This window comes from Polaribacter sp. KT 15, assembly GCF_900143115.1.
Lineage (GTDB): Bacteria > Bacteroidota > Bacteroidia > Flavobacteriales > Flavobacteriaceae > Polaribacter > Polaribacter marinaquae.
In genome coordinates this window covers 2,586,066-2,598,835 of the sequence record NZ_LT670850.1, presented here as the reverse complement: position 1 = coordinate 2,598,835, position 12,770 = coordinate 2,586,066, and the positions used below count along the sequence as shown (strand labels likewise).

8 protein-coding genes are annotated in these 12,770 nt (G+C 29.8%); 4 read left to right on the top strand and 4 right to left on the bottom strand.

All coding sequences use genetic code 11. From position 1 onward, the window contains the following. Positions 1 to 142: 142 nt before the first annotated feature. The 4 genes from lon to B5464_RS11520 all read right to left on the bottom strand — a co-directional run bounded on the left by lon (position 143) and on the right by B5464_RS11520 (position 8,338). Positions 143 to 2,596, bottom strand: coding sequence for an endopeptidase La (gene lon / locus B5464_RS11535; protein ID WP_079738476.1), 2,454 nt, complete (start codon positions 2,594 to 2,596; stop codon positions 143 to 145). A 168-nt stretch (positions 2,597 to 2,764) separates the two neighbouring features. Next, positions 2,765 to 3,742 carry a Gfo/Idh/MocA family protein gene (locus B5464_RS11530; RefSeq protein WP_079738475.1) on the bottom strand — a complete coding sequence of 326 codons (978 nt, stop codon included), beginning with the start codon at positions 3,740 to 3,742 and terminating at the stop codon, positions 2,765 to 2,767. Next, on the bottom strand, positions 3,732 to 5,600 hold the full coding sequence (locus tag B5464_RS11525; RefSeq protein ID WP_079738474.1) for a sodium:solute symporter: 1,869 nt from the start codon (positions 5,598 to 5,600) through the stop codon (positions 3,732 to 3,734). Before B5464_RS11525 ends, B5464_RS11530 begins: the two co-directional genes overlap by 11 nt. Before the next feature lie 218 nt (positions 5,601 to 5,818). Then, the gene (locus tag B5464_RS11520) at positions 5,819 to 8,338 is read right to left on the bottom strand and encodes a PIG-L family deacetylase (RefSeq protein WP_079738473.1); all 2,520 of its coding nucleotides are present in this window, start codon (positions 8,336 to 8,338) and stop codon (positions 5,819 to 5,821) included. A 178-nt stretch (positions 8,339 to 8,516) separates the two neighbouring features. Here B5464_RS11520 and dnaN point away from each other — a divergent pair, with 178 nt between their 5' ends. The 4 genes from dnaN to B5464_RS11500 all read left to right on the top strand — a co-directional run bounded on the left by dnaN (position 8,517) and on the right by B5464_RS11500 (position 12,768). Further along, entirely contained in the window at positions 8,517 to 9,635 is a 1,119-nt protein-coding gene (gene dnaN / locus B5464_RS11515) for a DNA polymerase III subunit beta (RefSeq protein WP_079738472.1), read from the top strand. A gap of 118 nt (positions 9,636 to 9,753) precedes the next feature. Then, a complete protein-coding gene (locus tag B5464_RS11510; protein ID WP_079739019.1) occupies positions 9,754 to 10,299 on the top strand; it encodes an ACP phosphodiesterase in 546 nt (181 codons plus the stop codon). After that, the gene (ggt, locus tag B5464_RS11505; RefSeq protein WP_079738471.1) at positions 10,299 to 11,984 is read left to right on the top strand and encodes a gamma-glutamyltransferase; all 1,686 of its coding nucleotides are present in this window, start codon (positions 10,299 to 10,301) and stop codon (positions 11,982 to 11,984) included. Before B5464_RS11510 ends, ggt begins: the two co-directional genes overlap by 1 nt. A gap of 10 nt (positions 11,985 to 11,994) precedes the next feature. After that, complete coding sequence (locus B5464_RS11500; RefSeq protein ID WP_154066964.1) at positions 11,995 to 12,768, top strand: hypothetical protein; 774 nt, start codon at positions 11,995 to 11,997, stop codon at positions 12,766 to 12,768. Positions 12,769 to 12,770 lie beyond the last annotated feature (2 nt).

Sequence of the window (12,770 nt, the reverse complement as noted above, 5' to 3'; positions counted from 1 at the left end):
TATTTTTTATAAACTGATAACTCAAATATAAAAAAACACCCTAAAATATCATAGATTTTTAACATGTTATTAACCCTAAACAAATAGATAACAAGAAGATAATTATAAAAAAAGCCTCTCTAAAATAGAGAGGCTTTTTTTACTAAACTAACTTTTTAGCATTACTTACTTTCTGTTTTGTAAGCGCTATTTCTATTACTTGTTTCATATCAGAAACATAATGAAATGTTAAGCCTTTTAGATAGCTTTCTTTTATTTCTAAGATATCTTTTCTGTTGTCTTCACATAAAATTATCTCTTTAATATTAGCCCTTTTAGCTGCTAATATTTTTTCTTTAATTCCGCCAACAGGCAACACTTTTCCTCTTAAAGTTATTTCACCAGTCATGGCTAACTTGTTTTTTACTTTGCGTTGTGTATAAGAAGAAATTAACGATGTTAACATTGTAATACCTGCACTTGGCCCGTCTTTTGGCGTTGCCCCTTCTGGTACGTGCACATGTACATTGTATTTTTCTAAAATTTCTGGTTTAATTCCAAATTCTTCTGCATTAGACTTTATATACTGCAAAGCAATTGTAGCAGACTCTTTCATTACATTTCCTAAATTACCAGTAATAGAAAGGTTTCCTTTTCCTTTAGATAAAATAGATTCTATAAATAAGATATCTCCACCAACTTGTGTCCAAGCCAAACCTGTAACAACACCTGCAACATCATTGTTTTCAAATTTATCGCGATTTCTTGGTGTACCTAAAATTTCTTCAATTTTTTCTGATGATAAAGCAATATCATATGTTTCTTCTAGAGCAATTGATTTTGCAGCAAAACGTACCACTTTAGCAACTTTTTTCTCTAGTCCTCTTACACCAGATTCTCTTGTATAACCTTCTACAATTTGTTCTAATTGCTTTTTACCAAGTTTTAAATCTTTAGTAGTTAAACCGTGCTCTTTTAATTGCTTTGGTAGTAAATGTCTTTTTGCAATTTCTACTTTTTCTTCTATTGTATAACCTGTAACATTAATCAATTCCATTCTATCTCTTAAAGCCCACGGAATTTGACCAATATTATTTGCTGTAGCAATAAATAGAATTTTAGACAAATCATAACCTACTTCTAAGTAATTATCATAAAAAGATTCATTCTGCTCTGGATCTAATACTTCTAACATTGCAGAAGAAGGATCCCCTTGATGACTTTGCCCTAGCTTATCAATTTCATCTAAAACAAATACCGGATTCGAAGTTCCTGATTTCTTTAAATTCTGAATCAAACGACCTGGCATTGCACCGATATATGTTTTTCTATGACCTCTAATTTCGGCTTCATCTCTTAAACCACCTAAAGACATTCTAACATACTTTCTACCTAAAGCTTCTGCAATAGATTTTCCTAAAGAAGTTTTACCAACTCCTGGAGGTCCGTATAGACAGATAATTGGAGACTTCATATCTCCTCTTAACTTTAAAACAGCCAAATGCTCTATAATTCTTTCTTTAACTTTTTCTAAACCAAAATGATCTCTGTCTAAAACTTTGGTTGCATGTTTTAAATCGAATTTATCTTCAGAATAAATTCCCCATGGCAATTCTAACAGTAATTCTAAATAACTTCTTTGAACGCCATATTCTGCCGCCTGCGGATTCATTCGTTTTAAACGATTGATTTCTTTCTCAAACGTATCTGCAACTTCTTTAGACCATTTTTTAGTTTTAGCTTGCTTACGCATTTCTTCTAATTCTTGATCATTAGAAGCGCCACCTAATTCTTCTTGAATGGTTTTTAATTGCTGATGTAAATAATATTCTCTTTGTTGTTGATCTAAATCTTCTCTTGTTTTAGATTGAATATCATTACGTAATTTTAATTTCTGAAGTTCTTTATTAAGGTTTTTTAAAGCTAATAAAGCACGTTCTTTAAGATTGTCCTTTTCTAAAATAACTTGTTTTTGTGCAACCGTTAAATCCATGTTAGAGGAAATAAAGTTTACCAAAAACGAATTAGATTTGATATTTTTTATTGCAAAAGATGCTTCTGATGGCAACATTGGGTTTTCTTTAATAACCTCTAATGCTTGCTCTTTAATACCGTCTATTATTGCGTTAAATTCCTTTACATCATCTACTTCCTTATCTTCAATCGCTTCTTTTACAGTTGCTTTTAAATATGGTTTTTCTTCTATTATTGTGTCAATTTCAAAACGTTTTTTACCTTGAATAATAACGGTTGTATTACCATCTGGCATTTTTAAAACGCGTAAAATTTGTGCAACAACACCTGTTGTATGAATATCTTTTAAACCTGGTTCTTCTACATCTTCATTACGTTGTGCAACAACACCAATAACTTTATCACCTTTATTTGCATCTTTAATTAACTGAATCGATTTATCTCTACCTGCTGTAATAGGAATTACAACTCCTGGAAATAAAACAGTGTTTCTTAAAGGTAATATTGGTAAAATTTCTGGAACACTCTCATTATTTATAATTTCTTCATCTTCTGGCGTCATTAAAGGAATCAATTCTGAGTCTTCATTTAACATGCTATTAAGCGACAAATTGTCTATTCTAACTACTTTTGGTTTGCTCATCTTCTATATATCTGTCATACTGACATTTATTTTTATTTAACTAAAAACAAATATCAAATTTCTTATTAATAATTAACTGAAAATCAATATTTTAAAAATAAAAACATTGCTTTTTCAACTTATAAAAGTCAATTGTTGTGCCAAAGGATATTTGCACTTTAAAAACTACTACGATTTGTAAGTTAAACCAATTGTATTTCGAACATCATCTAAGGTTTTAATTAAAGTTTTAGAAAAATCAAAAGTCATAATATCACTTTGCTTTTTCCCTTCTCTTAAAAGCTGATTAAAGTGTTCTATCTCGAAATTAAAACCAATGGTATTGTAATTAAAATCGATAACATCTTCTTTATCATCTACAAAAACACTTACAGTTGTAGGCTCGTGAAAACGCGTGTTTATTTTAACAATGGCTTTGTCGAATGTAAAAATTGCTTCTGTTGGTGTTTCTTCTAAGAAAGTACTTTTTAAAGATGCCTTTGCATTTTTATAATTAAAAGTCATATAGCATTCCGCATCTGCTCCATTCTCAAAAAAAGTAGCATCCGCAGTAAAATTATCTGGCGTACCCAAACTAGATAATGCAGCAAATACAGGGTAAATTCCTATATCCAACAAACTTCCTCCGCCAACTTCTTTTTTAAAAACCCTACTTTCTAAGTTGTACTTCGGATGAAAACCAAAATCTGCTTCTAAGTGATCCAATTTTCCGAATTTTTCAGTTTTAACAATATCTAAAACATATTTATAGTGCGGTAAAAAGCTAGTCCATAAGCCTTCCATTAGCAAAACATTATGCTCTTTAGCCACAGAAATCATAGTTTCTACCTCTTGCAAGTTCATTGCAAAAGGTTTTTCACACAAAACCGCCTTTTTATTTTGTAAACAAAGTATTGCATGTTCTTTATGAAAACTATGCGGCGTTGCAATATAAACAGCGTCTATGGCATCGTCTTGGGCTAATTCTAAATAAGAATTGTATGCTTTTTTAGCATTAAACTTCTTAGAAAACTCATTCGCTTTTTCTTGACTTCTAGATGCCACAGCTACTAATTCTGCGTCTTCAACTTTTGCTAAATCTGTTGCAAATTTGTTTGCTATTTTTCCAGGGCCAATAATTCCCCATTTAATAATTTTATTTTTCATCCAATGCAGTTTTATCAATATTAAAAAATCCTAAGAAAAAGAAGAGTACAATTAGCGTAACTACATGCGTAATACTTAACGACACATCGTTTAAAATATCATAAGAAATTTTAAAAATTGCTAAAGAAGTAATCAATAAAATTACTTTACTTTCTTTGTTTATTGCATTAAAAACAAAAAACAAAGAAAAGAACAACACCAAAATACAACCTATAAAATTTAACCATAAATAGCTAATAATAGGTTCTAAACCTGCAGCTTCTAATTTGTAAATTCCGAAATAATAAATAGAACAAATTAAAATCTGAGTAATTACAGCAGCCTTAAAAACTGCATTTCCGTTTACTTTTTTAAAGAAAAAAGCTAATAAGAAAATACCCAAGACATTTCCGTAGAAAATAGAACCAATAATATTTACTAACTGTATTAAATTATCGAATAAATTGGCAACACATGCAACGGATATTGCAATTAAACCCCAAGCTAGTGTAAACCATTTCGATGCTTTTACATAATGTTCTTCGCTCTTATTTTTACTTACATTTCTTTTGTATAAATCTATGGTGGTTGTACTTGCAAGTGCATTTAATTCTGATGCTGTAGAAGACATTGCAGCAGATAAAATTACAGCCAATAAAAGCCCAATTAAGCCTCTTGGTAAATTATTTAATATAAAATGGATAAATACATAATCTTTATCGTTGGTTTCAATTTGATCATTAATCTTTTTAATAACATCTTTTGATGATGCTTTTAATGCCAAATCTTTCGCATTTAAAGATTGAATTTCCTCTTTTTCATCTGCTTGAAAACCATCAGCAAAAATTATTTTTTTAGTATTTTCTATTGCTATATGTTCGTTTTCTAAAGCTTTGTATTCTTGTTGATACTTAGAATTAGTTACAGCGTCATTAACATTGGGATTAAAATTTAATGGCGATGGATTAAATTGATAAAAAACAAAAACCATTACACCAATTAATAAGATAAAAAACTGCATTGGCACTTTTAATAAGCCGTTAAAAATTAAACCCAACTGACTTTCTCTAACCGATTTACCCGACAAATAACGTTGTACTTGACTTTGATCTGTACCAAAATAAGAAAGCATTAAAAATGTTCCACCTAAAATTCCTGTCCAAATTGTATAACGATTGCTTAAATCCGAAGAAAAATCTAGCACCTGCATTTTATTACTTGCACCCGCAATTTCTAATGCATTTGTAAACGTAATATTTGCCGGCAGCTGACTCATTATCATAAAAAATGCAATTAACATTCCTATAAAAATAATTATCATTTGTTGCTTTTGCGTAACATTTACAGCTTTTGTACCACCAGAAACGGTGTAAATTATCACTAAAAATCCTATAATAATGTTTAAGGTTAGTAAATTCCAACCTAAAACCGCACTTAAAATAATTGCTGGTGCAAAAATGGTAATTCCTGCAGCCAAACCACGCTGAATTAAAAATAGAACAGAAGCCAAACTTCTTGTTTTTAAATCGAATCTACCTTCTAAAAACTCGTATGCTGTATAAACTTTTAGTTTATGGTAAATTGGTATAAAAACCAAACAAATAATTATCATGGCAATTGGCAATCCAAAATAAAATTGCACAAAACCCATTCCGCTATTAAAAGCTTGCCCTGGTGTAGATAAAAAAGTTATTGCGCTTGCTTGCGTTGCCATTACAGACAAACCTATTGTCCACCATTTAGTGTCATTTCCGCCTTTAATATAGTCGGTTACATTTGCATTTTTTCTTGTAACATATGTACCGTAAGCAACAATAGAAATTAGAGTTACAGATAAAACAATCCAATCTATGGCGTGTAATTTACTTTCAATCTCCATAAACTAAACTGTAAAATAATTAGTGATAAAATAAAATGCAATTATGTAAATAACATTGGCAATTAACACCAACGAATATTCTTTTTTCCAGGTATATTTTTGTTGTTTCATTATTATTTTTTTTTGAAGCAATTTCCTGCTTTCGCTACTCGCTGTTTCGTACCTCAACGAGCTCAAACAAACCGCTCAATCAGGGCTAGATTTCTTTGCTAACTTATTTATTGCTTAATTGTCTTTTTTACTTCTATATTACTTTTACCAACAGACAATAAATTTGCAAATAATTTATAAGCGCCAGAAACACCTGCAGGCAATTCTCTAAAGAAACTTAAACCTGTATAAATGTAATTTCCTTTACCATACTTTGCTATTAACAAACTTCCTTTTTTTGCTGTTTCACCCTTGTCTTGCATAGATAATACTGGTGTAAATTCTTTGCTCCAAGAGTTCGGAAAATACAAACCTCTTTCTTGTACCCAACCCTTAAAATCGTTTTGAGAAATTTTATTTGGAAAATTTAAAACCGGATGCTCTTTTTCTAAAACAGTAACTTTAGCAAATTCATCTGTAACTCTATCTCTAGATAAATTTAATTTAAAAGGTGCAGCAACATCAACATTTCTATTCGTGTTATACTGTACAATCATGTTACCACCTTTTTCTACATAATCTAATAAAAACTTTTGCTTAAATTTCAACTCTTTTACAACATTGTAAGCTCTAATTCCTAGAACAATTGCATCATATTTATGTAAGTTTTTATCATTAATTTCTAAAGGATTTATCATTACAACATTGTAACCAATTTGGTTTAAACTTTCTGGCACAACATCACCAGCACCTTTAATATATCCTATATAATTACCAACTTTTTTAATATTTAATCTTACAATTTTTGCTTCAGAATTTAATAAAACACTTTGTTTTGGTATATGATTGTAATTTATTTCTACCAATTCTTTATCAAAAACTTTTCCGTTAGAAGTTGCCATCACTTTTAATTTACCTTCTGCTTGGTTTTTTGGTGGTGTTACCTTAAAAGTAAATGCATTCTTATCATTTTTTTGTTTGATTGCAAAATCAATATACTTTGGTGAAACTGCCCAATTTAAAGGCACTTCTAAACTAAGTTTTCCTTTAACATTATTAGCGCCAGCTCTAACCTCTACAACAACATCTTTAGCAATATCATCAGAAAAAATAAGTACCTTATCTTTTAGTTTTGTTGTAATTTTAGGTAGAATTTCAAAAGGCTCGTAAATTTCTCCTTTATCTCTTTCTGCATATCTTCTCACAACATTTTTAGTAAATGTTATTGGATTACCGTCAATCATTAAATTAAACAATACTTTTGTTTCTCTTGGTGTTTCTGGCTTACCAATTAAATTTTGATTCTCTACAGAATACATACCTAAAGTTGCGTCTTTTCTTAACCAATAAGGATCTGAATATGTATTTGTTTTTAAAGTAATTGTCTCTTTAAAATTAAGTTTTTTATTAGTTACTAAATCTATCTCTTTTTTAACTTTTTTATTATCTATTGTAGAAACAATTGATGTTAATTCTATTGAAAAATTACTTCTATTTAATACTTCGAAATTTAAATTGATAATACTATTTGGTGTTGCAGAAGAACTTTCTGCAGAAGCTTCTAAATACAAACCTGCACAAGCTTCTATAATTTCTTTTATCTGTTTTTTCTTAATTTCTCTCCAATGATTATCTGTTAGTTTATCTATTAAACCATAAGCTTTCATTAATTTTGGCAAATGTTTTTCTGGATTCACGAAATCAAAATTTTCTTCAATTTCATATAAAATTTCACCAATTTCACCTCCTTTATTTAAACGGTTCCAGGTTGTGTTAATTCCAGAAAAAATATCATTCTTATCCTTTAATTTATCTCCTTTTAAAAATTCTACATATTCTTTTTGAGAACCTCTAGTAGTTAATCTACCAAAACCCTGACACAAATGTTGACTACTTGCCAAAGATGCTAATTCGTTATTAGACATCCCTTTTAAAGGATAATAAGTACCCACATCAAAAGATGTTAACTTTCCTTCTGTTGCATTTTTAAAATCTGCTTCATTTTTATAAAACCAAGAAGATGTATTAAAAAACAAACGCTTTGGTTGCCAAGTTTCTGTATATTTTAGTTGATTTTTATAAACAGAATTATCTCCTGCCAAATCAAAAGCTTCTACACTTAACATTGCAGAAGTTGTGTGATGCCCGTGTGTTGTACCTGGCGTTCTGTGATTAAATCTATTGATTATTACATCTGGTTTAAAATTTCTAATTGCCCAAACAACATCACTTAAAACCAATTCTTTATTCCAGATTTCTAATGTTTCATCTGGATGTTTGGAGTAACCAAAATCGTTTGCTCTAGAAAACATTTGCTCGCCACCATCTACATTTCTTGCTGCCAATAATTCTTGTGTTCTAATTACACCTAACAATTCTCTTATTTCTGGGCCAATTAAATTTTGTCCGCCATCACCTCTAGTTAACGATAAATAACCTGTTCTTGCTTTTACATTGTTAGCTAAATAGGCAATTAAGCGTGTGTTTTCATCATCTGGATGCGCAGCAATATATAAAGCAGTTCCTAAGAAATTTAGTTTTTCAATCTTTTCAAAAATTTGATTTGATGTTAATTTTTGTGGTTTTTGAGAAAATACAGCAATTGAAATCAGTAAAAAAGCGACGCTTGTAAGTAAAAATTTATTCATATTTATAAATTAGTCAGTGTAACAAAAGTAGTTTTTTAAAAATCAAATTAAATCTTGTTAACATAATTATAACGTTTCAAAAATCATCAATAAAAATGCTAATAACCTGTTAATAAAATAATTTTTAAAGTCACATATTTAGAATATATTTGTAAATCAAATTAAGAAAACATATTACATGAAATTTATTGTATCTAGTTCGCAATTATTAAAACAATTGCAAGTTTTAGGAGGCGTTATAAATAGTAACAATACTTTACCAATTTTAGATAACTTTTTATTTGAATTATCTGAAAATGAACTAAAAGTTTCTGCATCAGATTTAGAAACAACAATGAGTTCTGTGGTAGAAGTAGAAAGTGAAAGTTCTGGTTCTATTGCTGTATCTGCTCGTTTGTTATTAGATACTTTAAAAACTTTTCCTAACCAACCGTTAACGTTTAAAACAGAAGGTGATAATACAATTGAAATAAGTTCTGATCAAGGTAAATATGATATGGCTTATTTTGGTGGAGATGAGTTTCCGAAAGCGGTTTCTTTACCGTCGCCAAGTAAAACAGTTGTTCCTGCAAATATTCTAGGAACGGCTATTTCTAAAACAATTTTTGCGGCAGGTAACGACGATTTAAGACCTGTAATGAGCGGAGTTTTCTTTCAGTTTAGCTCTCAAAGTTTAACTTTTGTTGCTACTGATGCTCATAAATTGGTAAAATATTCTAGAACAGATGTTACTGCAGATCAAACAGCAGAGTTTATCATGCCAAAAAAACCTTTAAATTTATTAAAAGGAATTTTAGGAGGATCGGAAAGTGATGTGACTATTGAATATAATGATGCAAACGCTAAATTTACGTTCGATAACGTGGTTTTAGTTTGTAGACTAATTGATGGTAAATATCCTAATTACGAAGCGGTAATTCCTAAAGAAAATCCGAATAAATTAACTGTAGACAGAGCTTCTTTTTTAAACTCTGTAAGACGTGTTTCTATTTTCTCTAGTAAAACTACACACCAAATTCGTTTAAAAATGGCAGGAACAGAATTAAATATTTCTGCAGAAGATTTAGACTTTGCAAACAAAGCCGATGAACGTTTAAGTTGCGATTATCAAGGTGATGATATGCAAATTGGTTTTAACTCTCGTTTTTTAAGTGAAATGTTAAACAACTTAAGCTCTAACGAAGTTTTAATTGAAATGTCTTTACCTAACAGAGCTGGTATTTTAACACCTATTGATGGTACAGATGAAGGTGAACAAGTTACAATGTTGGTAATGCCAGTAATGCTAAATAGCTAGTAAAAAATTACTTTATAATATATTAAAACCACAACTAAATAGTTGTGGTTTTTTTGTTTACTTTTAAAAAATGAATTTTCTAGCACACCTCTACTTATCTCAAAACAATAAAAATATTATGATCGGTAATTTTATTGCAGACCATATTCGTGGTAATAATTACAAAAAGTTTTCTAAAGAAATTCAACAAGGTATATTTTTACATCGCGAAATAGACACTTTTACAGATGCGCATGAAGTTGTTAGAAAAAGTAAGCGAAGATTACACCCAAGATACAGACATTATAGCGGTGTAATAATCGATATTTTTTATGATTATTTCTTAGCAAAAAACTGGAATGATTATTCTGAAATTCCGTTAGAAATCTACACAAAGTCTATTTATCAATTATTTAATGAAATTAAAGAAGAACTTCCTGTAAAATCTCAAAACTTCATAAAATATATGATTGAATATGACATTTTATTCAATTACAACAATAAAGCAGGTATTGCAAAGGTTTTAAACGGAATGAATACTAGAACCAAAGGAATATCTCAAATGAATTTGGCTATTGAAGATTTGGAAGTACTAGAAGATGAATTACAAGAAGACTTTACTGCATTTTTTAAAGATTTAATAGCATTTACAAATATCAAATTAAAAGAAATTAAAGCAATCTAATGAAAAAAAGATCCTTATTAATTATAGCCGTTTTTATCTTACTTTTTTGTGCTTGTAAAAAAGATAAAACTGTAGGTTTTATTGCAGAAAAAGCAATGGTTGTTTCTGCAAGAGAAGAAGCTTCTAAAATTGGTGCTGCAATTTTACAGAAAGGTGGTAACGCATACGACGCTATGATTGCTACACATTTGGCTTTAGCAGTTGTTTATCCTGTTGCGGGTAATATTGGCGGTGGCGGCTTTATGGTTTATAGAAATAATGATGGCACAACTGGTGCGTTAGATTTTAGAGAAAAAGCACCAATTACAGCGCATCGAGATATGTATTTAGATTCTGTTGGCAATGTTATTAAAAACAAAAGTACTTTGGGCGCATTTGCTGTTGGAGTTCCAGGATCAATTGCCGGAGTTTTTGAGGTTTATAATAAATTCGGAAGCCTTCCTTTTAAAGACCTAATTCAACCAGCAATCGATTTAGCAAAAAATGGAATAACCGTAACAGAAAAGCAAGCAAAATCCTTAAACAGCGCAACAGAAAGGTTTAAAAAGGTTAATAATTATATTACCGTTTTTGAAAAGGAATGGAAAAAAGGCGACATTTTAAAACAGGAAGAATTAGCTCAGACTTTAGAACGTATTCGAGATTTAGGTAAAGATGGTTTTTACAAAGGTAAAACTGCATCTTTATTTGTGAATTATGTAAAAGAATTAGGCGGAATTATCTCTCTTGAAGATTTAGAAAAGTACAAAGCAATTTGGCGTAAACCAATAACTTTTAATTACAAAGATTTCAAAATTACTTCTATGACTTTGCCTGCAAGTGGTGGTATTTGTTTAGCGCAAATTTTAAAAGCTGTAGAGCCTTATGACTTATCAAAAATAGAACACAATTCTACAAAATACATTCAGCTTTTAACCGAAGCAGAAAGACGTTCTTATGCAGACAGAGCTAATTTTTTAGGTGATATCGATTTTGTAAATGTTCCTGTAGATAGTTTAATAAATGCAAAATATATCAATAATAGAATGAAAAGTTTTTCTTGGGATAAGGCTACACCTTCTTCAGAAGTTTCTCATGGTAAAATTCTAGGTTATGAAAGCGATGAAACCACTCATTATTCTATTGTAGATCAATTCGGAAACGCTGTTTCTGTAACTACAACGCTAAATACTGGTTACGGTTCTAAAGTTGTGGTAAAGGGTGCAGGTTTTATTTTAAATAACGAAATGGATGATTTTAGTAGCAAACCTGGTGTACCAAATGTATATGGTTTATTAGGTTCTGAAGCCAACTCTATTGCACCAGAAAAAAGAATGCTAAGTTCTATGACACCAACTATTGTAGAAGAAAATGGTAAATTAAAAATGGTTGTTGGTACTCCTGGTGGTTCAACAATAATTACTTCTGTTTTGCAAAATATTTTAAATGTAACAGAGTATAAAATGGGTATGCAAGAATCTGTAGATCAACCAAGATTTCATCATCAATGGCTGCCAGATGTAGTTCGAATGGAACCAAACGGATTTAATGAAGAAACAAAGGCTAAATTAGAAACTTTAGGCTATAAAATTCTAGAAAGAAATTCGTTAATAATTGGTAGAGTTGACGCTATTTTAGTTTTACCAAACGGAAAACTAGAAGCAGGTGCAGATAAACGAGGTGATGATGCCGCAGCAGGATTTTAAATAATTAAGTATGCAGAAATTTTTATTACTTTTTATAATGGCTCTTTTTTTTACAAATTGTAAAAAAAATGAATTTTCCTTAACAAATATTAAAGAGTCTAGCCCTAAATATCCGACTCTTATTTATGAATTTCCACTTCTAAACGGATCAGAAGAAATTGCAAACAAAATTAATAGAGAAATTGCAAACGAACTTTTAGATATTAATTTAAACGATAAGTATAAAAGTATTTTTGAAAATATTTGGGCTACGGAAAATAAACCAATGTCTAGACTTTCTTTCTTAAACTATAAAATAAACACTTTAAACCAAAACCTCTATTCTGTAACTTTTTATTCCGAAGGTTGTGGTGCCTATTGCGAAGAGTTTAATATCTCTTATAACTACAACCTACAAAACGGTAACGAATTAACTTTGGATACAATTTTAACATCAAAAGGAAAAGACGATTTAATTAAAATTTTATCCGTTAAAAAAAGAAAGAAAATAGAAGGTTATATTTTTCATTTAGAAAATGAAGAAGCAACCATCGAAGACAAAAAAATGATTGATGAATCAATATGGCTTTATAAAGATTGTTTAACCAGGTTACCTTTTAAAACCTTAGATTATATCGACTTTAAAATTAAAAAAGATTCGATAATTTTAGAATCCGGCAGATGCTCTAATCATGCAATGAGAGCGTTAGATGACTTAGGTAATTATTCGTATGCATTCCATATATCAGACATAGAAACATATTTAAACGAATACGGTCTTAACACATTAACTAATCAAAATTAAAA